A 20593-nucleotide genomic window follows, 5' to 3' on the forward strand; every position below is an offset into this window, starting at 1 on the left:
GATCAGCAGGATGTTGACCGGCTTGTTGCCGTTGGCGTCGGCCTGCGCCTCCGGCGGCCAGCCGGAAGCCGAAGAAGAACGTCAAGAAGGTCGTCGCCTGGTCGGCGGCCGGTGTGCTGGTGCTGATAGCCGGCACCGGCGGCGCGATCTACTGGAAGCTCAACGGCAACATCAAGACGATCGACAAGGACGGGATCGCCTCGGACCGTCCCCCGGAGGCGCAGGCCGACGCCAACGGCAACAAGCCGGTCAACATCCTGCTGATCGGCTCGGACAGCCGCGGCGGCAACAACTCCGACCTCGGCGGCGGCGACTCCGAGGGCGCCCGCTCGGACACCACGATCCTGCTGCACGTCTACGCCGACCACAAGCACGCCGTCGGCATCTCGATCCCGCGCAACACCATCACGACGATCCCGCCCTGCAAGCTGCCGAACGGCAAGTGGAGCAAGGAGCAGAAGGGCGAGGGCGTCCTGTTCAACTCGGCGTTCTCGACCGGCGGGACGGCCGAGGGCAACGCCGCCTGCACCCAGAACACGATCGAGAAGCTGACCGGCATCCGGGTCGACCACACGATCGTGGTCGACTTCCAGGGCTTCGCCGCGATGACCAAGGCCGTGGACGGCGTGGAGGTCTGCCTGCCCAAGGCCATCTACGAGAAGGACCTCAACGACAAGCTGCCCAAGAAGGGCGCCGAGGTGCTGCCCGCCGGCCGGCAGAAGGTGGACGGCCAGAAGGCGCTCGACTACGTCCGGCTGCGGCACGGCCTCGGCGACGGCTCGGACATCGGCCGGATGAAGCGCCAGCAGGCCTTCCTGAGCTCGATGATCACCGCGGTGAAGCAGCGCGGCTTCAGCCCCACCAACCTGCTGCCGCTGGCGGACGCCGCCACCAAGTCGCTGCGGGTCGACGAGGGGCTCGACACGGTCGACAAGCTGATGTCCTTCGGGCTCTCGCTGAAGAACATCGACCTGCACGACGTCAAGTTCATCACCCCGCCCTGGCGTTACCACAAGGAGGACCTGGAGCTCACGCCGGACGCGTCCAAGCTCTGGGACACCATCAAGGCCGACCGCACCATCGACGGCCAGAACGCCACCGGCGAGCAGCCCGCCGAGGCCACCCAGGCGCCGGCCGCCACCCCGACCGCCGCGCCGAGCACGACGGCCGCGGACACCGCCAACCAGAGCATCAAGGTCTCGGTCTACAACGGCACCACGGCCGCCGGCATGGACGGCAAGGCGGCCGAGCAGCTCAAGGCGGCCAAGTTCACGGCCGGCAAGATGGGCTCGGCGGCCAGCACCAAGTACGCGACCACCATGGTCGAGTACGGCACGGGGCAGAAGGCGAACGCCGAGAAGGTGGCCGCGCTGTTCCCGGGGGCGACCGTCGAGGCCGGGAAGACGCCGGGCATCACCGTCATCGTCGGCAAGGACTTCTCCGCGGCCAACGGCGGAGCGGCGGCCGGTCCGTCCGCTTCCGGCGCCGCGGCCGCGCCGTCCACCCCGGCCGCGCCCGCCCCGCTGCCCACCAACATCACCAACGACGCCCGTTCGGCGGACGACGACATCTGCGCCAACACCACCTACGGCTCCGGCGGCTGACCGCCCCGGCCGCCGCCCGGGCCCGGGGCGCGCCGGGTCCGGGCCCGTGCCATGGTGGGCGTCGAGGGGGGCCGTAGGCCCGAGAGGCGGACCCCATGGCCGAGATCGCCCTGGCGCTCGACATCGCCGCGCCCCGCGCCGTCGTGCTGGCCGCGCTGACCACCCATGACGGGCTGACCGCCTGGTGGACCACCGAGGTGGACCGGGACGCCGGCGACGTGCTGCTGCTGGCCTTCCCCGACGCCCCCGAGCCGTTCCGGCTGCGACGCGAGCGGGCCGACCTCGACCGGGTGATCTGGACGAACGTCGGCAGCTTCCCGCCGCACTGGACCGGCACCTGGATCAGCTGGGAGCTCACCGAGCTGCCCGACCCGCGCGGTGAGTCCGGCCACCACACCCGGCTGCTGTTCCGGCACGGCGGCTGGCAGCCCGGCAGCGAGGACGGCGTGCCGATGGTGGCCGGCACCTGGGCGCAGCTGCTGGTCCGGCTGAAGGACTACGCGCAGAGCGGCAAGGCCCAGCCGTTCTTCACCACCGGCCACCGGCACGCGGAGTGACCGCGCCGGGGCGCCGCGGCACCGGGGCAGCCCCATGGACGCCGTCCGGTGGCGGGATCGCGGGGGCGCGGCGATCGTGGCGGTGTACGGCCGTTCGGGCCGCGCGGACGGACCGTCCGCGGCCCCGCCCCGACCGGCCCGGCGGAGGACCATCGCTTGGAGGCCAGGAATGCCCGCAGTGACCGCACCGTACAAGCCCGGCACGCCGTGCTGGGTGGACCTGATGGCGAGCGACCAGCAGGCGGCGCTCGACTTCTACCGCGACCTGTTCGGCTGGCAGGGCGAGGTCGGCCCGCCCGAGTTCGGCGGCTACTCCGTGTGCGCGCTGAACGGCAAGCCGGTCGCCGGGATCATGGCCCGCTCCGCGCCGGAGGGGCAGCCGCTGCCGCCGGTCGGCTGGACCACCTACCTGGCCACGGACGACGCCGACGCGACCGAGCGGGCGATCGCCGCGGCCGGCGGCACGATCCTGTTCCCGGCGATGACCGTGGGCGACACCGGCCGGATGCTGGTCGCCGCCGACCCGACCGGGGCGGTCTTCGGGGCCTGGCAGAAGCTGGAGTTCATCGGCGCGGGCATCGTCAACGAGCCCGGCGCGCTGGTCTGGAACGAGCTGAACACCACCGACACCGACGCGGCCGGCCGGTTCTACCAGCAGGCGCTCGGCCTGCGCCCGGCGACCATCCAGGGCATGGAGGGGTTCTACTCGCTGAACGTCGGCGACCACACGGTGGGCGGCATGCAGCCGGTCGCCGGGTACCTGGCGCCCGGCACGCCCGCGCACTGGATGACCTACTTCTCGGTCGACGACACCGACTCCACGGTGGACGCCCTGGTCAAGGCCGGCGGCTCGGTGATCCAGCCGCCGTTCGACATGCAGGCCGGCCGGATGGCGGTGGTGCGGGACCCGCAGGGCGCGGTCTTCGCGCTCACCTCCACCCCGGACTCCCCCTGACCGCCGCCCGCCGACCGCACCCGGACCCGGACCCGGACCCGCCACCCATGCTGGGGCTACCGGACGACATCCGCGCCTTCCTCTTCGACCTCGACGGGGTGCTCACCCGGACCGCCACGGTGCACGCCGCGGCCTGGAAGGACACCTTCGACGCCTTCCTGCGGGCCGAATCGGCCCGCACCGGAGGGCCGTTCACCCCCTTCGACGCCGTCGCCGACTACGACGCGTACGTGGACGGGCGGCCCCGGCTCGACGGCACCCGGGCCTTCCTGCGCAGCCGCGGCGTCGAGCTGCCCGAGGGCACCGACGCCGACCCGCCGGGCGCCCGCACCGTGCACGGCGTCAGCCGCGCCAAGAACGACACCGTGCTGCGGATGATCCGCGAGCAGGGCGTCACGCCGTACGAGGGCTCGGTGGCGTACGTGCGCCGGCTGCGGGCGCTCGGGCTGCCCACCGCGGTCGTCTCGTCCAGCGCCAACTGCCGGGACGTGCTGCGCGCGGCGGGCATCGAGGGGTACTTCGACGTCGTCGTGGACGGCCTGGTCGCCCGGCGCGAGGGCCTGCCGGGCAAGCCGGCGCCGGACACCTACCTGGCGGCCGCCCGGGCGCTGGGCGTCGAGCCCGCGCACGCCGCCGTGTTCGAGGACGCGCTGGCCGGGGTCGCCTCCGGCCGGGCCGGAGGCTTCGGCGCGGTGGTCGGCGTGGACCGCACCGGGCAGGCCGCCGAACTGCGTCGGGACGGCGCCACCGTGGTGGTCCGGGACCTCGCCGAGCTGATCCCCGACGGCCCGGGTCCCGACGGCCCGGGTCCCGACGGCCCGGGTCCCGACGGTCCGGGCCCCGGCAATCCTGAGGAGAGCGCATGACCGGCCAGGAGCAGCCCTTCGTCGTCGACCCGTGGCAGGTCGCCGAAGCGGGCCTCGACCTGGCCGCGCTGGCCCGCGCCGAGTCCGTCTTCGCGCTCTCCAACGGCCACATCGGCCTGCGCGCCAACCTGGACGAGGGAGAGCCGCACGGCCTGCCCGGCACCTACCTGAACGGCGTCTTCGAGCTGCGCCCGCTGCCGTACGGGGAGGGCGGCTACGGCTACCCGGAGTCCAGCCAGAGCGTCATCAACGTGACCAACGGCAAGATCATCCGGCTGCTGGTGGACGACGAGCCGTTCGACCTCCGGTACGGCGAACTCCTCAGCCACCGCCGCTGGCTGGACTTCCGCGAGGGCCTGCTGCGGCGCGCCGCCGAGTGGACCTCCCCGGCCGGGCGGACCATCCGGGTGACCTCCACCCGGCTGGTCTCGCTCACCCAGCGGGCGATCGCCGCCGTCGAGTACACCGTCGAGGCGGTGGCCGCGCCGGTGCGGATCGTGCTCCAGTCCGAGCTGGTCGCCAACGAGCAGCTGCCCGGCGGACCGGAGGGCGACCCGCGGGCCGCCGCCGTGCTGGAGGCGCCGCTGCTCGCCGAGGCGCACCACGCGGGCGGGACGAAGGCGGTGCTGGTCCACCGCACCCGGTACAGCGGCATCCGGGTCGCGGCCGGGATGGACCACGTGATCGAGGGCCCGGAGCGGCTCGACACCGTCGCCGAGGCGGAGGCCGACCACTGCCGGATCAGCGTCACCACCGTGCTCCGGCCCGGTGAGCGGCTGCGGCTGGTGAAGTTCATGTCCTACGGCTGGTCGGCGACCCGGTCGCTGCCCGCCGTCCGGGACCAGGTCGAGGCCGCGCTGACCGCCGCCCGGTACACCGGCTGGGACGGCCTGGTCGCCGAACAGGCCGACTACCTGGCCGGGTTCTGGGAGTCCAGCGACATCGAGATCGAGGGCGACGTCGAACTCCAGCAGGCCGTCCGGTTCGCCGTCTTCCACGTCCTCCAGGCGGGCGCGCGCAGCGAGGAACGGGCCATCCCCGCCAAGGGGCTGACCGGTCCCGGCTACGACGGGCACAGCTTCTGGGACACCGAGGCCTTCGTCCTGCCGGTGCTCACCTACTGCCTGCCCTCGGCCGTCAACCAGGCGCTGCGCTGGCGGCACACCACGCTGCCGCTGGCCCGCGACCGGGCGGTCCAACTCGGCCTGGCCGGCGCGGTGTTCCCGTGGCGGACGATCCGCGGCGAGGAGTGCTCAGGCTACTGGCCGGCCGGCACCGCCGCGTTCCACATCGGCGCGGACATCGCGGCCGCCGTCGCCCGCTACGTCCGGGCCACCGGGGACGCCGAGTTCGAGCGCGAGTACGGGCTGGAGCTGCTGGTCGAGACGGCGCGGATGTGGCGGTCGCTGGGGCACCACGACGCGGTCGGCAGGTTCCGCATCGAGGGCGTCACCGGCCCGGACGAGTACAGCGCGGTCGCCGACAACAACGTCTACACCAACCTCATGGCGCAGACGAACCTGCGCGCCGCCGCCGAGGCCGCCACCCGCAACCCGCGCGAGGCCGCCGTCCTCGGCGTCGACACCGAGGAGACCGCGGCCTGGCGGGACGCCGCCGCCGCGATGTTCATCCCGTACGACGAGATCCTCGGCGTCCATCCGCAGGCCGACGGCTTCACCGACCACCAGGTCTGGGACTTCGAGGGCACCCCGCCGGAGAAGTACCCGCTGCTGCTGCACTACCCGTACTTCGACCTGTACCGGAAGCAGGTGGTCAAGCAGGCCGACCTGGTGCTCGCCATGCAGGTCCGCGGCGACGCCTTCACCGACGAGCAGAAGGCCCGCAACTTCGCCTACTACGAGCGGCTGACGGTCCGCGACTCCTCGCTCTCGGCCTGCACCCAGGCGGTGATCGCCGCCGAGGTCGGGCAGCTCGACCTCGCGTACGACTACACCGCCGAGGCCGCCCTGATGGACCTGCACGACCTCGGCGGCAACACCCGCGACGGCCTGCACATGGCCTCGCTCGCCGGGGCCTGCGTCGCGCTCGTCGCGGGCTTCGGCGGGCTGCGCGACCACGTCGAGACGCTCTCCTTCCGGCCCCGGCTGCCCGCCGGGCTGATGCGGCTCGGCTTCTCGCTGCTGGTGCGGGGCAAGCTGCTGGGGGTGCGGATCGGCCGCGACGAGACCACGTACACGCTGCGGCGCGGCGAGACGCTCCAGCTGCGGCACGACGGGGAGCTGGTCCAGCTGAAGGCGGGCGAACCGGTCTCGCTGCCGACCACCAGCCCGCCCGCCCAGGAGCGCTGCCTCCAACCCCCGGGCCGCGAACCGGCCCGCCGCCAGGCCCAGACCGGCCTCGCCGCCGGCCGCGTGGGCGCCGGCCCCGACCACCTGGCGGCGGAGTAGTCACCGCCCCCGCGGACGGCCTCGCGCCGCGCCCGGGCAGCCTCCCCGGATCCGGCTCCCCGCCTGCCGTCCGGGCCGGAGGCCTCCCCATCCCCCGTTCGGCCCCTCTCCGCGTGCGGCCGGGGCGCCCGCGGCGGATCGTGCTGGTGTGGTGTGACCGGCGTGAGGAGGGCTCTCGTGGTGAGTGTGGCCGAGCAGATGGTCGAGGTGCTCCGGCAGGCCGGGGTGGAGCGGGTGTACGGGGTGGTCGGCGACAGCCTCAACCCCGTCGTGGACGCCATCCGCCGGGCGGACGGCATCAGCTGGGTGCACGTCCGCAACGAGGAGGCCGGTGCCTTCGCGGCCGCCGCCGAGGCCGAGCTGAGCGGGCGGCTCGCGGTCTGCGCCGGTTCCTGCGGCCCCGGCAACACCCACCTCATCCAGGGCCTCTACGACGCCCAGCGCAGCGGCCTGCCCGTGCTCGCCCTCGCCTCGCACATCCCGTCCGGCCAGATCGGCTCCGGCTTCTTCCAGGAGACCCACCCCGAGCGGGTGTTCACCGACTGCAGCAGCTGGTGCGAGATGCTCTCGACCCCCGCCCAGCTGCCCCGCCTCCTGCGGATCGCGATCCAGCACGCGCTGGGCTCGCACGGCGTCTCGGTGCTGGCCTTCCCCGGCGACGTGGCGGCGCTCTCCGCCGCCGGCCCGACCGGCAGCAGCCACTTCCTGACCGAGCAGGCGGTCGCCGCCCCGCCCTGGTCGCAGGTGCAGGCGCTGGCCCGGGCGCTGAACGACGCGCGCCGGGTGGCGCTGTTCTGCGGTGCGGGTGTGCGCGGGGCGCACGCCGAGGTGATGGAGGTCGCGGCCGCCCTGCAGGCGCCGGTCGGGCACTCCCTGCGCGGCAAGGAGTGGATCCAGTACGACAATCCCTTCGACGTCGGGATGAGCGGTCTGCTCGGCTACGGCGCCTGCCACGAGGCGCTGCACTCGGCGGACCTGGTCGTCCTGCTGGGCACCGACTTCCCGTACGACTCCTTCCTGCCGCAGGCGCACACCGTCCAGGTGGACCACGACGCGACCCGGCTCGGCCGCCGGACCGCGCTCGACCTGGCCGTCCACGGCGACGTCGCGGCCACCCTGCGGGCGGTGCTGCCGCTGCTGGAGCGGAAGACCGACCGGGCTTTCCTCGACGACCTGCTGCGCCGGCACTGCCGCGCGCTGGAGGACGTGGTCGGCGCCTACACCCGGGACATCGAGAAGCACCTGCCGATCCACCCCGAGTACGTGGCCTCGGTGCTGGACGAGGTGGCCGCCGACGACGCGGTGTTCACCGTCGACACCGGCATGAACAACGTCTGGGCCGCCCGGTACGTGCAGCCGAACGGGCGCCGCCGGGTGATCGGCTCCTTCCTGCACGGCTCGATGGCCAACGCGCTGCCGCACGCGATCGGCGCCCAACTGGCCTGCCCGGGCCGCCAGGTGGTGGCGATGGCGGGCGACGGCGGACTGTCCATGCTGCTGGGCGAGCTGCTCACGGTGGCGAAGCACCGGCTGCCGGTGAAGACGGTGGTCTTCAACAACGGCGCGCTCGGCATGATCAAGCTGGAGATGCTGGTCTCCGGCTACCCCGAGGCGGAGATCGACAACGGCGACGTGGACTACGCCGGGATCGCCCGGGCGATGGGCATCCCGGCCAAACGGGTGACCGAACCGGCCCGGGTGCGCGAGGTGCTGGCGGAGGCGCTGGAACGGCCCGGCCCGGCGCTGGTGGACGTGGTCACCGACCCGAACGCGCTGTCCATCCCGCCGCACATCACCGCCGCCCAGCTGAAGGGCTTCGCGCTGGCGGCCGGCCGGACGGTGCTCTCCGGCGGGGTGGGGCGGATGATCGACCTGGCCCGGTCCAACCTGCGGAACATCCCCCGGCCGTAGGAGGTCCTGGGAGGCTTCCCGGGGCTTTTGCCTCTGGGGCAAATTTCTTGCCCAGGCGGCACGCGAGGTGTCCACTGGACACATGACCACCAGCCCAGCCGGTCCGCCCGCCGCCCCCCTCGCCGAGTCCGACGAGCACGAGCTGCACGAGGTGGCCGGTCTCGCCGCGAGGCTGCGCGAGCACCGGCTCGGCAGCCGCCTCACCCTGGAGGTCGCCGCCGCCAGGGTCGGGCTCTCCCCAGCCTACTTGTCCCGACTGGAGACCGGACGCCGGCAGCCCTCGCTGCCCGTCCTGCTCGGCCTCGCCCGCGCGTACGGCACCTCCGTCTCCGGCCTGCTCGGCGAGACCCTCGCCGAAGCGGACCCGGTGGTGCGCGGCGGCGCGATCGAACCCGGCCGGGCCGGCGGCTGGGGCTACCGGCGGGCCGGCGCGCCGGGCCGGGCGATGCAGGCGCTGCGCGTGCACGTCCCCCCGGGCGTGCAGGACGCGGTGGTCCGGGTCCACCCGGGCGAGGAGTGGCTGTACGTCCTCCAGGGGCGGCTGAAGCTGACCCTCGGGGACCGCGTCCACCTGCTGGAGGAGGGCGACTCCGCGCACTTCGACTCGCTCACCCCGCACTGCATCGCCGCCGACTCGGCGGCCGGGGTCGAGCTGCTGTTCATGCACACCCTGCTGCAGAGCCCCGGCGGCGAACTCTGCCTCGGCGGCGGCCCCGCCCCGCACCACTGACCCGACGCCGGGCGAAACCGGCGCCAGGAATTCGCGTCAGGAACCTCGCGTCAGGAACTCCGGAGGAGAACTCCCATGACTGATTCCGCCATCACCCCCGCCCAGAGCGCCGCCCCGAGCAGCATCCCGGGCGGCGCCCCCGCCCCGGTCGCGAAGACCATGGACGCGGGCAAGTGGGCCAACCGCCGGGTCGCCGTCCGCCTGGTGATCTACACCGCCGGGATCCACGCCGTGGCCGGCTTCATCATCCTGCTGTTCCAGCTGGGCGGCCGGAACAACTGAGTCACGCCGCTCGCAGGAGCGCGCAGAGGGCGTCGAGCGCCGCCGGGAAGGCGTGGTCGGACGGGGTGGCGTAGCCGACGACCAGCGCCGGCGCGGTAGCCCGCTCGGGATCCGGCTCGGCCGCGTACCAGCCGAGCCCGGTGAGCACCAGGCCGGCGGCCCGGGCGCGGTCCACCAGCTCCGTCTCCGGCCGGGCGCCGGGCGGCAGCTGGAGGACGGCGTGCAGGCCGGCCGCGATCCCGGTGACCTCGACCCCCGGGACCCGTTCGGCGAGCGCCGCGACCAGCAGGTCCCGGCGGCGCCGGTAGTGCAGCCGGCAGCGGCGTACGTGCCGGTCGTACCGGCCGGAGGTGATCAGTTCGGCGAAGGTGAGCTGGTCGAGCACCGGGCTCATGGTGTCGGCGAGCTCCTTGTGCCGGGCGACCGGTTCGACCAGGTCGTCCGGCAGCGCCAGCCAGGCCAGCCGCAGGCCGGGGGCCAGGCTCTTGGCCGCTGTGCCGCCGTACACGACGCGGTCCGGGTCGAGGGCCTGCATCGCGCCGAGCGGCTGCCGGTCGTAGCGGAACTCGCCGTCGTAGTCGTCCTCGATCACGTACCCGTCGTGCGCGCGGGCCCAGCGGACGGCGGCGGCCCGGCGGTCGGCGGCCAGCGCGGCGCCGGTCGGGAACTGGTGGGCCGGGGTGAGCAGCACCGCGCCCACCCGGTCGGCCGCCGCGTCCCCCTCCCCGGCCGCGTCCCCGGCGGTGTCCGCCGTCAGGCCGGCCAGCAGGTCGGTGCGGGCGCCCGAGCAGTCCAGCGGCAGCGGCACGAGGCCGAGTCCGGCGGCCCGCAGGACGTCCCGCTGCGGCGGCAGCCCGTACCCCTCGACGGCCACCCGGCCCGCCCCGCGGGCGCGCAGCACGGCGGCCAGCAGGCCGAGGCCCTGGCCGAAGCCCGCGCAGATCATCAGCCGCTCCGGGTCGGTGCGCACCCCGCGCACCCGGGCCAGGTAGTCGCTGAGCGCCCGCCGCAGCTCGATCCGGCCCAGCGGCGAGCCGTAGTCGAACGCGTCGTGCGGGGCGACGGCGAGCGCCTTGCGGGCGCTGGCCAGCCAGGCGCTGCGCGGGAACAGCGACAGGTCCGGCCGCCCGGCCAGCAGGTCGTGCCGCCCGGTGGGGCGGCGTCCGGCGGTCGCGGCGGTGCTGGCGGTGCGGGCGGCGGTGGGCCGGGGCGCGGCCCGTTCGGCGACCGTGGTCCCCGACCCCTGCCGGGAGCTGAGCCAGCCCTCGGCGGTCAGCTGCCCGTACGCCTCGACGACGGTGTTGCGGGCGATCCCGAGGTCCTCGCCGAGCGCCCGGGAGGACGGCAGCCGGGTGCCGGGGGCGAGCCGCCCGTCCTGGACGGCCTCGCGCAGCGCGTCCTCCAGGGCCGCCCGCAGCCCCGCCCCGGCGGCCCGGCGGCCGGTGAGGTCGAGGTGCAGGTCCCCGCCGAAGGTGGTCCAGGAGTTCGGCCGCGGCGTGGTCATGCCGGAATTATCCCGGGGTGGTTCCGGCATGGTCCCCGTACCGCCGCCGTACTGCCACCGCCTTCGGATCTCCGATACATTGCGCCGGACCGTTACGACCACGTGGGGGTGGCCAACATGGCGTCGCAGTACGGGAGTTCGGGGCGCGCACGGAGACGGCAGCGGCCGGGCGGCGGGGGGTGCCTGAACGCGTTCTTCATGCTGCTCTTCTTCGCGGTGCTGGGCTACCTGCTCGCCCTGCCGGTCCTGATACCGGCCGTGATGAAGGGGCAGGCCCCGCCGCAGCACACCACCCCCGGCCAGGTGGCGGTGCTGGTCGCCGTCTCGTACGCGGTCGCGCTGCTGCTGGACTGGCAGGCGGGCCGGCGCCGCAAGGTCGCCCCGTGGGTGGTGCCCGCCCGGGCGGCAGTGCTGACCGGGGTCTCCGCGCTGATCGCCTGGCTGGTCGGCGCGTACCTCGTCCCGCGGATCTTCGGGGGACAGCAGGACCTCGCCGCGGGCAACGCCGTCGCCCTGCAGTGCGTCGCGGTCGGCGCGATCGCCTGGGCGTGGCGGCTGCGCGTCCAGTCCTGGGCGGGATGGCCGCCGGAGCGGCAGTGGACCCCGCCGCGGGCGGCCGCTCGCGGCGGCACCCGCACCGCCACCGTCACCCGCCCGGGGCCGGGTGAGGTGTGGGTGGCGATGGTGCCGTTCCGGGACCGGGCGGAGGCCGCGCGGCACTACTGCGTGGTCGTCGGCGTCCAGGCCGGGTACGCCGAGGTCCTGCAGATCACCAGCAAGGACAAGGGCCACCGGGACGACTACATCCGGATGGAGAACGAGGGCTGGGACCGCACCGGCAAGCCGTCCTGGATCGAGGTCGGGATGAGGCCGCGCCGGGTGCCGTACGAGAGCTTCCTCGCCGACCACCCGCAGGGGCCGTGCCCGCCGCGGGTCTGGCAGGAGATCCAGCGCCGCCAGAACGCCCTCGGCGCCCCCCGCCCCCCGCGCCCCCGCCCCGCCGCCCGCCCGGGCCCCACCGCGGGCGGCCCCCGCCGGCCCCCGAGCCCCAAGCGCCAGGCCTGACGTCCGCCCCTCTCCTCCGCTCCGCCCCGGCCCGCCGCAGGCGCCCGGCGCCGTTGCCCGAACTCCGCGCGCCCGGCCCTCCGTCCTGCCTCCGCTCCGCCCCGGCCCGCCGCAGGCGCCGAGTCCCGGGGCCCAGCCTGGCCGTCGTCCCGTCACGCCGACGGGTTACCGTCCGTCAGAGGAGTGACGGATCCAAACGCGAGGATGTGACGGATGGGCGGGGACGACGTTCTGGCCGCACGGTTCGAGGAGCACCGGCCGCACCTGAGGGCCGTGGCCTACCGGATGCTCGGCTCGCTGGCCGAGGCCGAGGACGCGGTGCAGGAGACCTGGTTCAAGCTGGACCGCACCGACGTCGGCGAGGTCGCCAACCTCGGCGGCTGGCTGACCACCGTGATCGGCCGGGTCTGCCTGGACCTGCTGCGCTCCCGGGTCTCCCGCCGCGAGGACCCCCTGCAGGACCAGGACGGCGGGCTCGTCAGACTGCCCGACCCGGTGATCAGCGGGATGCAGACCATCGACCCCGAGCAGGAGATCCTGACCGCCGACTCGGTCGGCATCGCGCTGATGATCGTCCTGGAGACGCTGTCCCCGGCGGAGCGGCTCGCCTTCGTGCTGCACGACATGTTCTCGGTGCCGTTCGACGAGATCGCCCCGATCCTGGCCCGTACCTCCGCCTCCACCCGCCAGCTGGCCAGCCGGGCCCGCCGCCGCGTCCAGGGCGCCGCGCCCGCGCGGGACAGTGACCTGGCGTTGCGCCGCGAGGTGGTGGAGGCGTTCCTGGCGGCAGCCCGGCGCGGGGACTTCGACGCGCTGCTGACCATCCTGGACCCGGAGGTGGTGGCCCGTTCGGACGGCGGCGCCCTGCAGCCGGGCCGGCTCCGGCGCGGTGCGGCCGACGTCGCCTCGGGGGCGGCGCTGTTCGGGTCCCGGTTCGTCGGGGAGTCCCGGCTGGTGCTGGTCAACGGCGAGCCGGCGATGGCCTCGTTCGTCGACGGCCGCCCGGTCTCGCTCGCGGCGTTCACGGTGCGCGGCGGGTTGGTGGTCGCGATGGACATCTACACCGACCCGGAGCGCCTGGAGCGGCTCGGCCTGTCGGCCGCCTGACGGAAGTCCCGGTTTCACGGCTGCCCGGGCGACACCGTCCGGGCGGCCGTGCGACCACCACCGGCGCGAGGAAAGTCGAAAAGATCTTGTCGGCGGATGTCGAGGACGTGAGCATGGCTCCGACCGAAGGGTGAGAGCGCGCCGAACGGGGCGCGCGGGACGGGAGGACACCCGAGATGAAGTACGTCGCGATGATCTACGGCAACCAGGCCAAGTGGGACGCGTTCCCGGCCGAGGAGTGGCCGGCCGCGATCGCCAAGCAGGAGGCGTTCAACACCAGGTACCGGGAGAGCGGCGAGCTGATCGGCGCCTACGGTCTCGCCGACGCGGCCGCCGCCCAGCTGGTCCGGCGCGCGGACGGGCTCCCGGTGGTCACCGACGGGCCGTACCTGGAGACCAAGGAGTACCTGGCCAGCTTCTACCTGCTGGACTGCGAGAGCCTGGAGCGGGCCCAGCAGATCGCCGCCGACATGCCGTTCGCGGACGTCGAGCCGGTCGAGCTGTGGCCGATCCTGCACGAGTCCCCGGCGGACGCGTGAGCGACTCCGTGGGGTACGGCCTGGAGGGCCTGCTGCGCGACCTCGCGCCGCAGGCCCTCGGGGCGTTGCTGCGCCGGTACGGGCAGGCGCAGTTCGACGCCTGCGAGGACGCCGTCCAGGAGGCGCTGCTCGCCGCCGCCACCCAGTGGCCGGCCGAGGGGGTGCCGGAGAACCCGCGCGGCTGGCTGGTGACCGTCGCCGGGCGGCGGCTGGTCGACGCGGTGCGCAGCGAGGCGGCCCGGCGGCGCCGCGAGGACGCGCTCGCCGTCGCCACGCCGCAGGCGGCGCTGCTCAGTGCGGCGGCCGATGCCCCGTCGGTCTCCGACCGCGACGACTCGCTGGAGCTGCTGTTCCTCTGCTGCCACCCGGAACTGTCGGCGCCCAGCCGGATCGCGCTCACCTTGCGGGCGGTCGGCGGGCTCGGCACCGGGCAGATCGCGGCGGCGTTCCTGGTGCCCGAGGCGACGATGGCGCAGCGGATCAGCCGGGCGAAGCAGACGGTGCGGACGGCGGGGCTGCCCGCCGTCACGCCGTCCGAGCGGCTGGCCGAGGTCCGCCAGGTGCTCTACCTGATCTTCAACGAGGGCTACACGGCGAGCGGCGGGGAGGACCTGACCGCGCCCGCGCTCTCCGGCGAAGCCATCCGCCTGACCCGCCTGCTCCTCCGGCTCGTCCCGGACGATGCGGAGACGGCGGGGCTGCTCGCCCTCATGCTGCTGACGGACGCGCGGCGCCCGGCGCGGACGGGGGCGGGCGGGGAGTTGGTGCCGCTCGCGGAGCAGGACCGCTCACTTTGGTTAGAGCCTCTCATCTTGGAAGGCACCTCTCTCCTGAGTGACACCCTCCCCCTTGGCCGGGTCGGCCCCTACCAACTCCAGGCAGCCATCGCGGCCGTCCACGACGAGGCCCCGGAGTCCGGCTCCACCGACTGGCCCCAGATTCTCGTCCTCTACGACCTTCTGGCCCGGTTCGGCGAGAACCCCTTCGTCACCCTCAACCGTTCCGTCGCCCTCGCCATGGTCGAGGGCCCCGCCGCCGGCCTGGCCGCCCTTGCCCCGTTGGCTGCCGACAAACGCATGTCCCGCCACCACCGCCTGATGGCCACCCGCGCCCACCTGCTGGAACTCCTCGGCGACCCGACGGCGGCAGCCACGTATCGGGACGCCGCCCGCCACGCCACCAGCGCCCCCGAACGCCGCCACCTCACCGCCCGCGCCCGTCGACTGGAGAACCCGTGAACCGCATCCTCACCCGCGACGGCGTCCGCCTCGCCTGCCACGACCGGGGCGGCGACGGGCCGGCCGTGCTGCTGCTCCACGGCCTGGCCGGCCACTCCGGCGAGTGGGACGCCGTCGCTTCCCGCCTTTCCCCACGTCACCGAGTGATCACCCTCGACCAACGCGGCCACGGTGCCAGCGAACGGCGTCCGGCCGACGTCTCCCGGGCCGCCTACATCGCGGATGTTGTGGCCGTCATCGACCAACTCGCCCTGGGGCGCGTCTCGCTCGTCGGCCAGTCCTACGGAGCCCACGCCGCGATGCTCACCGCAGCCGCCCACCCCGAGCTGGTTGAGGCCCTGGTCCTCGTCGAAGCCGGCCCGGCAGCCACAACCCCCGAGACCGTGGCTGAGATCGGGTCCTGGTTCGCCTCCTGGCCCGTCCCGTTCGCGTCGTGGGAGGCGGCGGTGGAGTTCCTGGGTGGCGGCCCCGTCGGCGAAGGCTGGGCGGCAGGACTCGAACGTCGAGACGACGGCTGGTGGCCCCGCTTCGACGCGGACGTGATGGTCGCGTCGCTCGCGGAGAACACCGGCCGCGGCTGGTGGCCGGAGTGGAGCGCGATCGCCTGTCCCACTTTGGCCGTTCTGGCTCAGGAGACCATCATCGACGAGCAGCAGTTGGCCGAGATGCTTCGGCTTCGTCCCAACACCGAAGTTGTGAGCGTCCCCGGCACCACGCATGATCTCCACCTCGAACGCCCGGGGGAGCTGGCGGAGTTGGTGGAGGGGTTCCTGGGGGCGGCCGTCAAGGCGTAGGCGCGGTTCCCACTGTCGGGTGAACCGGCCCGCGATTCGGTCGGCGGGCGGGCCGGGGCCTGTCATGGTTCTCCTCAGCACCGGATCCGGTGTACACGACCTTTCTTGGAGGCGAGTCGTGCAGACCCCGCGTTCTCTTCGCAAGGCCTTGGCCGCCGCGTTCGCCGTGACGGCGCTCGCGGCCCTCCCGGCGCCCGCCGCGCACTCGACGCCCCGGGACGACGACACCATCGAGACCGGCAAGTCGTACTACTTGGTGGCCCCGAACGCGGGCAACCGGGGGGTGACGTTCGAGGTGTCCACCGACAACGACTGGGCGCTGCTCACGAATGACGAGAACAGCAACGGCACCGCAGTGGTGTTCGAGAAGAAGGGCGAGGACCGGTACACGGTCAGGTCGACCAGCTCCAACTGGCCCGGCTACGACACCTGGTGCTCGACCGACAAGGGCATCAGGCTGGCCAAGGCGTCGAGCTGTGCGACGGCGTGGAAGATCGTGCCGGACGACACGGGGTTCAAGCTGCAGGAGCCGAACGGCAGGATCATCTGCAACCCCAAGTCGCCGAAGTACTGGCTCAAGCCGGCCAGTGAGGTGTACAGCTCCGAGTTCACCAGCTTCAAGGCCGTCGAGCTGGCTTAGCGCCGGGGGTCGAACTCCCCGGCGCGGACCGCGATGACGAAGTCCTGCCAGGCGGCAGGGGAGAAGGCGAGGTCAGGCCCGCCGGGATCCTTGGAATCACGGACCCGCCCGGGCCTGGCGTCGTCCACCTCGATGCAGGAGGCGCCTTCGGAGTTGCTGTAGCTGCTCTTCCGCCACTGGGCGGGACGCTCATTGCTCGGTCGCATTCTCGTGGACCTCCGCCGCCAAGAGGATCAGGCCCGGGACGCCTCCGCCTCAACAAGACAGCTGTGAGCATCCCCGTCTTGCTAGTTCACCACGGCTCCCGGCCGTTGTGGAGGTAGCGGGTCCGGTCGTCGGCGAGCGCCCGTAGTGCGGCGCCGAACCGGTCGCGCAGGCGTGGGCGCAGAAGATCCGGTATCTCGTCCCCGGGGAGGAATACGGCCTCGGAGAGCTCGTCGTCGCGGGGGCGCAGGCCTGCCTCGTCGGTGCCGCCGACGAGGCAGGCGTCGAAGATGAAGGCGAGTTGGTCATCCCACGGTCCATGCGGCGGGACCCAGTCGGCGACGAGCAGGCTGCGGATGGTGATCTCCAGGCCCAGCTCCTCGCGGAGTTCACGAGCCGCCGCTTCGTGCGGCGGCTCGTTGGCCTCGGCCATCCCGCCGGGGAGGTCCCAGCCCTCCTTGTAGGTGGGGTTGACGACGAGGACGTGTCCGGCGGAGTTCCGGATGATCACGTCGGCCGAGACCCGCTTCCGAGCCTGCTTGGCGTTCCCCTCCGCGAGGTAGGCGTTCCACGCGACAGGGTCGGTGGGCGATGGCTTCATCCGGCGCTACCTCCCCGAGATTCCGGGCTCGACAGATCAGATGTTGCCGAACTCCCCGGCGCGGACGGCAGTGACGAAGTCCTGCCAGGCGGCGGAGGTGAAGCTGAGGTCGGGCCCGCCGGGATCCTTGGAGTCACGGACCCGCCCCGGCCTGGTGTCGTCCACCTCCACGCAGGAGGCGCCCTCGGCGTTGCTGTGGCTGCTCTTGCGCCACCTTGCTGACTGCTGATCAGTCCTGTGCACGCTCGTACTCCTCTGCCACCGACTCGATGAGGGTGAGGGACGCCCTCCTCGACAGCGCGGCGGCCCGAACCAGATCGTATGCCCGGGTGCATTTCGCGACCAACTGTTGATCATCGAGCAACTGGCCTGCGAACGGACCCTCGCTGTAGGCCAGCGGCGGCTCATCCTCGAAGGACATCAAGCTGAGGACGCCTGAGAGGAGAGCGTGGGCGCCGGCTCCGAACGTGACGACTTGAAGGATTAGCCGTCGCCGGTTGATCAGGTCTGCAAGATGCCGCAGCTGTTCTGCCATGATCGGATTGCCGCCGACCACGCGGCGAAGAACGGCCTCATCCAGGATGTACCAGAGCTCGGGGCCATCCTCGCGGGTGATGTGGCAAGCGCGCTCCATGCGTGCTGCCACCAGGTCGTCCAGCTCGTCATCGGTGCGGAGTTCGGCGCCGTCCAGGAAGATAGCGCGAGCGTATTCCGGCGTTTGCAGCACGCCGGGCACGATGTGGCCGGCGTATTCGCTGATGGCCTTGGCTCGTTGCTCGTGTTCTGCGGTGTCCTTGAAGTAGTCGGGGAACTTCGAGAAGTTCATCAGCTGGTGGATCCGCTCCAACACCCCACCTGTTGAGAGCACCTGGTCGATCTGCATCGACAATTCCAGCCGGGGCACTCGGACCGCCGTCTCCAATAGTCCGATATAAGCACCGGAGACGAACGTCATCAATCCCAGCTTCTCTTGCGAAACCCTCGGATCGGTGGCTTCCCGCAATCTCTTCAGCTCAGAGCCGTAGTACTCCCTCGGCGTCATCCCGGGCGGCAGAAGCTCGTTCTTGGCCATCGAGGCCCCCTTCGGCAACCTGAATCTTTGTAGTCACCAACCCACTTCTCAGCGTAGTCAGAATCCGCTTCTCTGGAGGGGCAATCGGGAAATCCGCAGAAAGGCCAACTCCCATGGCTTCCATGCTCCGAAAGATCACCGCCGAGGACCGCCGCGAGGCGGCCGAGACCCTCGATGACCTCAAGGCGACCCTCGCCGCCGCCGGGACCGCCCTCCCCTCCACCGGGATCGACTGGCACTGCGCCTCCGTCACCGGTGTCGTCCTCATCGACCTCGGTGCCGCCCCGACCTCCGTGGTCATCAAGCTCGTCGATGTGATCCGCGACGGTGTCCGCGCCCGCCGCACCGTCCACGAGCAGCAGCCCTGGCGGCCCTCCGTCGGGCTCCCCGTCACCCTCAACGCCCCCGGCGGCGCTCCGCTCGACGCCGAAGTCGTCGCCGCCACCGGGCGGTTGGTGACCATCCGACTCGCCCAGCGCTAGAACCCGCCAGCCCCCCCTCACCGAAATCGAAAGCCCGCACCACATGAACCGCATCCCCGCCCCCGCCCCCGGCGCCCTCCTCCACGACCGCCGGACCCACCGCACGGGCGTCTACATGGACACCATCGCCGGCCGCCTCTACCTCCGCCCCGTCGGCGGCGGCATCGAGTGGACGACCCGCCCCGAGGACGTCACCGCTCCCCCCTCCCCACCCGCGCGGCGCGCGGCCCCGTGAGCCGTCGCCCACCACCCCGCGCCCTCCTGATCGCCGCCTCGGCCGCCTCCGTGGCGGCCGGCACGGCGATGGCCGCCGTCGCCAGCCACCCCGTCCGCCGCCATGACCCGGGCCTCGCGAACCTGCTCTTCCTCCTCGCCCTCTGTGCGGGCACCCTCCTCCTCAACTCCGCCCTCAGCCGCGCCATCGAGCACTACTGGTCCACCCGCAACCGCTGAGCCCTGCACCCCGCACAGGAAGTCGGCCCGTCCGACTTCCTGTGCGGCGCCGAAGCGCGAAGCGGCGCTCCCTGCCCGTCGATGAGGGGCACCGGGTGCCGGTGATTCCGTGGAGGTCCAGCGTGGTGGCACTCGTTCGCCCAGGAACAAGATCACAATGGGAACGCACATCGATACCGACAGTGACAATCCCGTGCTTGGAGCCTCCGTGCGTCACCAGTTGTTCCGCGTTGCCCTCGCCTCCGCCGCAGCCCTGAGCCTCGCTGCCGCGACCGCTCCCGCCGTCCACGCGAGCCCGGCCGCCCCCGTGGCGGCCCACTGCCCCAAGGGCTTCCTTTGTCTCTACGAAGGCCCGCATCAGACCGGCCGCATCCTGCTCAAGGAGAACGCCCACATCAGGAAGGACGGCTTCACCCTGCGGGAGCTGGGCGACATCGAGCCGCCGATCCACCCGTTCTCCACCTTCAACCCGCTCCCGGACGACTTCGACTGCATCATCCGTCTGAACGACGAGCCGAACTTCGCTGGGGACGAGCAGGAGCTGGTCGGCTTCGGCAAGCATGAGCTCGACGGGCACCGGGTCGGCTCGCTGACGGCCGACTGCGGCTGACGCCCGGCGCGACCGGCAGGGGGGCACGGACCGGACACAGCGCCCCACCACCCCCGCACAGGAAGTCGGACCCGCCGACTTCCTGTGCGGCGCTATCCTCGGGAACTCACTCAACGACCAAGGGGGGCTTGACGATGAGCGAGCTGGACGGTGTGCGTCTGGTGGTCTACCCGGCACGAGACCTGGATGCTGGTATCGCGGCGTGGACGGCGGCGCTGGGTCGCGAACCGCTCTACCGGAACGCCGACTTCGCGGCCTTCGGTTCCGGCGGCGCCGAGATCGGCCTCACCCGCCTGCCCTGGGCCGACCACCCGCTCGTCTTCTTCGCGGTCGCCGACATCGAGAAGGCCCACGGGGAACTGACCGCCTCCGGTGCCACGGCCCTGGTCCAGGACGCCGACGGCGTGCTCACCGACGGCGACGGCAGCCCGCTCGCCGGCATCACCGACGTCCCCGGCCGCCGCCTCGCCGTCCTCCGAGGCACCGACGGCAACCTGATCGGCCTCGCCCAGGACCTCCCCGTCTCCTGGTAATCATCCCGCCCTGCACAGGAAGTCGGCGGGTCCGACTTCCTCTGCAGGGGCGGCCCGGTGTCGGCGAGCGCGTGGGTGCTCGGCGTCAGCGGCACCGGGGGATCTTGGGGTCCCGGTCCACCGTGCGGGCGTTCCCGTCCGCGTATCCGGCGAAGACGTAGACGTCGGGCGAGACGTTCGTCCACCCGGCGCTGGGCCAATAGACTTGGTACGCGCGGTACCAGGTGTTGCCGTAGTTCCCGATGCTCTCGCCGACGGTCCAGCACTGGGCGATGATCGCCCCACCCGGGGGCACGTCGGCCCACCCGGCCTTCGAGCTGGTGTTGGGACCGTCGTAGAGGCCCACCCAGTGCCCGACGTTGATCGGGACGTAGTCCTCGGCGGAAGCGCTTCCCGCCGACGCGCCGAGCGCTCCGGTGCTCATCGCCGCAACTGCTG

General features: G+C 72.9%; 25 protein-coding genes. 19 read left to right on the top strand and 6 right to left on the bottom strand.

Features of this window, described 5'->3' with window-relative positions; translation table 11 throughout:
• Positions 1-119: 119 nt before the first annotated feature.
• The 8 genes from AB0N76_RS29585 (at position 120) to AB0N76_RS29620 (ending at position 9313) form a co-directional block, all read left to right on the top strand.
• A complete protein-coding gene (locus AB0N76_RS29585; protein ID WP_363562254.1) occupies positions 120-1604 on the top strand; it encodes an LCP family protein in 1485 nt (494 codons plus the stop codon).
• Positions 1605-1699: 95 nt separating this feature from the next.
• Entirely contained in the window at positions 1700-2161 is a 462-nt protein-coding gene (locus tag AB0N76_RS29590) for an SRPBCC domain-containing protein (RefSeq protein ID WP_363562256.1), read from the top strand.
• Positions 2162-2330: 169 nt separating this feature from the next.
• Positions 2331-3116, top strand: coding sequence for a VOC family protein (locus AB0N76_RS29595; RefSeq protein ID WP_363562258.1), 786 nt, complete (start codon positions 2331-2333; stop codon positions 3114-3116).
• A 47-nt stretch (positions 3117-3163) separates the two neighbouring features.
• A complete protein-coding gene (locus tag AB0N76_RS29600; RefSeq protein ID WP_363562260.1) occupies positions 3164-3982 on the top strand; it encodes a beta-phosphoglucomutase family hydrolase in 819 nt (272 codons plus the stop codon).
• On the top strand, positions 3979-6390 hold the full coding sequence (locus AB0N76_RS29605) for a glycosyl hydrolase family 65 protein (RefSeq protein ID WP_363562262.1): 2412 nt from the start codon (positions 3979-3981) through the stop codon (positions 6388-6390). The genes AB0N76_RS29600 and AB0N76_RS29605 overlap by 4 nt, the downstream gene beginning before the upstream one ends.
• A gap of 177 nt (positions 6391-6567) precedes the next feature.
• Entirely contained in the window at positions 6568-8301 is a 1734-nt protein-coding gene (locus AB0N76_RS29610) for a pyruvate dehydrogenase (protein ID WP_363562264.1), read from the top strand.
• A gap of 82 nt (positions 8302-8383) precedes the next feature.
• On the top strand, positions 8384-9031 hold the full coding sequence (locus AB0N76_RS29615; protein ID WP_363562266.1) for an XRE family transcriptional regulator: 648 nt from the start codon (positions 8384-8386) through the stop codon (positions 9029-9031).
• Positions 9032-9106: 75 nt separating this feature from the next.
• Positions 9107-9313: a DUF6126 family protein gene (locus tag AB0N76_RS29620; protein WP_363562268.1), complete on the top strand. Its 207-nt coding sequence runs from the start codon at positions 9107-9109 to the stop codon at positions 9311-9313.
• A 1-nt stretch (position 9314) separates the two neighbouring features.
• Here AB0N76_RS29620 and AB0N76_RS29625 read toward each other — a convergent pair whose 3' ends face one another.
• Complete coding sequence (locus AB0N76_RS29625; protein ID WP_363562270.1) at positions 9315-10817, bottom strand: PLP-dependent aminotransferase family protein; 1503 nt, start codon at positions 10815-10817, stop codon at positions 9315-9317.
• Positions 10818-11015: 198 nt separating this feature from the next.
• Here AB0N76_RS29625 and AB0N76_RS29630 point away from each other — a divergent pair, with 198 nt between their 5' ends.
• From AB0N76_RS29630 to AB0N76_RS29655, 6 genes are all read left to right on the top strand, one after another.
• A complete protein-coding gene (locus tag AB0N76_RS29630) occupies positions 11016-11882 on the top strand; it encodes a hypothetical protein (RefSeq protein ID WP_363562272.1) in 867 nt (288 codons plus the stop codon).
• Positions 11883-12095: 213 nt separating this feature from the next.
• Positions 12096-12989: a sigma-70 family RNA polymerase sigma factor gene (locus AB0N76_RS29635; RefSeq protein WP_363562274.1), complete on the top strand. Its 894-nt coding sequence runs from the start codon at positions 12096-12098 to the stop codon at positions 12987-12989.
• A 176-nt stretch (positions 12990-13165) separates the two neighbouring features.
• Positions 13166-13528 (top strand): YciI family protein, encoded by a 363-nt coding sequence (locus tag AB0N76_RS29640; RefSeq protein ID WP_363562276.1) that lies wholly within the window; start codon positions 13166-13168, stop codon positions 13526-13528.
• A complete protein-coding gene (locus AB0N76_RS29645; RefSeq protein ID WP_363562278.1) occupies positions 13525-14766 on the top strand; it encodes a DUF6596 domain-containing protein in 1242 nt (413 codons plus the stop codon). Before AB0N76_RS29640 ends, AB0N76_RS29645 begins: the two co-directional genes overlap by 4 nt.
• Positions 14763-15560, top strand: a complete 798-nt coding sequence (locus AB0N76_RS29650; RefSeq protein WP_363562280.1) for an alpha/beta hydrolase — start codon at positions 14763-14765, stop codon at positions 15558-15560. The genes AB0N76_RS29645 and AB0N76_RS29650 overlap by 4 nt, the downstream gene beginning before the upstream one ends.
• 118 nt (positions 15561-15678) lie before the next feature.
• Positions 15679-16200, top strand: a complete 522-nt coding sequence (locus AB0N76_RS29655) for a hypothetical protein (RefSeq protein ID WP_363562282.1) — start codon at positions 15679-15681, stop codon at positions 16198-16200.
• Here AB0N76_RS29655 and AB0N76_RS29660 read toward each other — a convergent pair.
• From AB0N76_RS29660 to AB0N76_RS29675, 4 genes are all read right to left on the bottom strand, one after another.
• Entirely contained in the window at positions 16197-16406 is a 210-nt protein-coding gene (locus AB0N76_RS29660) for a DUF397 domain-containing protein (protein WP_363562284.1), read from the bottom strand. The two genes, AB0N76_RS29655 and AB0N76_RS29660, sit on opposite strands and share 4 nt — an antisense overlap.
• 86 nt (positions 16407-16492) lie before the next feature.
• Entirely contained in the window at positions 16493-17005 is a 513-nt protein-coding gene (locus AB0N76_RS29665) for an NUDIX hydrolase (RefSeq protein ID WP_363562286.1), read from the bottom strand.
• Positions 17006-17041: 36 nt separating this feature from the next.
• The gene (locus AB0N76_RS29670) at positions 17042-17248 is read right to left on the bottom strand and encodes a DUF397 domain-containing protein (RefSeq protein ID WP_363562288.1); all 207 of its coding nucleotides are present in this window, start codon (positions 17246-17248) and stop codon (positions 17042-17044) included.
• Positions 17235-18077, bottom strand: coding sequence for a DUF5753 domain-containing protein (locus tag AB0N76_RS29675; protein WP_363562290.1), 843 nt, complete (start codon positions 18075-18077; stop codon positions 17235-17237). The genes AB0N76_RS29670 and AB0N76_RS29675 overlap by 14 nt, the downstream gene beginning before the upstream one ends.
• Positions 18078-18199: 122 nt before the next feature.
• Between AB0N76_RS29675 and AB0N76_RS29680 the strand changes: the two genes are divergently transcribed.
• The 5 genes from AB0N76_RS29680 (at position 18200) to AB0N76_RS29700 (ending at position 20155) form a co-directional block, all read left to right on the top strand.
• The gene (locus AB0N76_RS29680; protein ID WP_363562292.1) at positions 18200-18559 is read left to right on the top strand and encodes a hypothetical protein; all 360 of its coding nucleotides are present in this window, start codon (positions 18200-18202) and stop codon (positions 18557-18559) included.
• Positions 18560-18602: 43 nt separating this feature from the next.
• Entirely contained in the window at positions 18603-18794 is a 192-nt protein-coding gene (locus tag AB0N76_RS29685; RefSeq protein WP_363562294.1) for a hypothetical protein, read from the top strand.
• Positions 18791-19012: a hypothetical protein gene (locus tag AB0N76_RS29690; protein WP_363562296.1), complete on the top strand. Its 222-nt coding sequence runs from the start codon at positions 18791-18793 to the stop codon at positions 19010-19012. The genes AB0N76_RS29685 and AB0N76_RS29690 overlap by 4 nt, the downstream gene beginning before the upstream one ends.
• 208 nt (positions 19013-19220) lie before the next feature.
• On the top strand, positions 19221-19622 hold the full coding sequence (locus tag AB0N76_RS29695; RefSeq protein WP_363562298.1) for a hypothetical protein: 402 nt from the start codon (positions 19221-19223) through the stop codon (positions 19620-19622).
• A gap of 134 nt (positions 19623-19756) precedes the next feature.
• Complete coding sequence (locus AB0N76_RS29700) at positions 19757-20155, top strand: VOC family protein (RefSeq protein WP_363562300.1); 399 nt, start codon at positions 19757-19759, stop codon at positions 20153-20155.
• A gap of 85 nt (positions 20156-20240) precedes the next feature.
• Here AB0N76_RS29700 and AB0N76_RS29705 read toward each other — a convergent pair whose 3' ends face one another.
• A complete protein-coding gene (locus AB0N76_RS29705) occupies positions 20241-20579 on the bottom strand; it encodes a hypothetical protein (protein WP_363562302.1) in 339 nt (112 codons plus the stop codon).
• Between the last annotated feature and the right edge of the window lie 14 nt (positions 20580-20593).

This window comes from Kitasatospora sp. NPDC093806 (genome assembly GCF_040683335.1).
In the GTDB taxonomy this organism is placed as follows: domain Bacteria; phylum Actinomycetota; class Actinomycetes; order Streptomycetales; family Streptomycetaceae; genus Kitasatospora.

What these genes read in the sequence shown, in the direction of transcription:
- AB0N76_RS29680 (WP_363562292.1), top strand. Translation starts at nt 18,200, where the DNA reads ATGCTCCGAAAGATCACCGCCGAGGACCGCCGCGAGGCGGCCGAGACC.
- AB0N76_RS29615 (WP_363562266.1), top strand. Translation starts at nt 8,384, where the DNA reads ATGACCACCAGCCCAGCCGGTCCGCCCGCCGCCCCCCTCGCCGAGTCC.
- AB0N76_RS29595 (WP_363562258.1), top strand. Translation starts at nt 2,331, where the DNA reads ATGCCCGCAGTGACCGCACCGTACAAGCCCGGCACGCCGTGCTGGGTG.
- AB0N76_RS29620 (WP_363562268.1), top strand. Translation starts at nt 9,107, where the DNA reads ATGACTGATTCCGCCATCACCCCCGCCCAGAGCGCCGCCCCGAGCAGC.
- AB0N76_RS29685 (WP_363562294.1), top strand. Translation starts at nt 18,603, where the DNA reads ATGAACCGCATCCCCGCCCCCGCCCCCGGCGCCCTCCTCCACGACCGC.
- AB0N76_RS29700 (WP_363562300.1), top strand. Translation starts at nt 19,757, where the DNA reads ATGAGCGAGCTGGACGGTGTGCGTCTGGTGGTCTACCCGGCACGAGAC.
- AB0N76_RS29640 (WP_363562276.1), top strand. Translation starts at nt 13,166, where the DNA reads ATGAAGTACGTCGCGATGATCTACGGCAACCAGGCCAAGTGGGACGCG.
- AB0N76_RS29600 (WP_363562260.1), top strand. Translation starts at nt 3,164, where the DNA reads ATGCTGGGGCTACCGGACGACATCCGCGCCTTCCTCTTCGACCTCGAC.
- AB0N76_RS29630 (WP_363562272.1), top strand. Translation starts at nt 11,016, where the DNA reads ATGCTGCTCTTCTTCGCGGTGCTGGGCTACCTGCTCGCCCTGCCGGTC.
- AB0N76_RS29665 (WP_363562286.1), bottom strand. Translation starts at nt 17,005, where the DNA reads ATGAAGCCATCGCCCACCGACCCTGTCGCGTGGAACGCCTACCTCGCG.
- AB0N76_RS29660 (WP_363562284.1), bottom strand. Translation starts at nt 16,406, where the DNA reads ATGCGACCGAGCAATGAGCGTCCCGCCCAGTGGCGGAAGAGCAGCTAC.
- AB0N76_RS29590 (WP_363562256.1), top strand. Translation starts at nt 1,700, where the DNA reads ATGGCCGAGATCGCCCTGGCGCTCGACATCGCCGCGCCCCGCGCCGTC.
- AB0N76_RS29635 (WP_363562274.1), top strand. Translation starts at nt 12,096, where the DNA reads ATGGGCGGGGACGACGTTCTGGCCGCACGGTTCGAGGAGCACCGGCCG.
- AB0N76_RS29625 (WP_363562270.1), bottom strand. Translation starts at nt 10,817, where the DNA reads ATGACCACGCCGCGGCCGAACTCCTGGACCACCTTCGGCGGGGACCTG.
- AB0N76_RS29675 (WP_363562290.1), bottom strand. Translation starts at nt 18,077, where the DNA reads ATGGCCAAGAACGAGCTTCTGCCGCCCGGGATGACGCCGAGGGAGTAC.
- AB0N76_RS29705 (WP_363562302.1), bottom strand. Translation starts at nt 20,579, where the DNA reads ATGAGCACCGGAGCGCTCGGCGCGTCGGCGGGAAGCGCTTCCGCCGAG.
- AB0N76_RS29605 (WP_363562262.1), top strand. Translation starts at nt 3,979, where the DNA reads ATGACCGGCCAGGAGCAGCCCTTCGTCGTCGACCCGTGGCAGGTCGCC.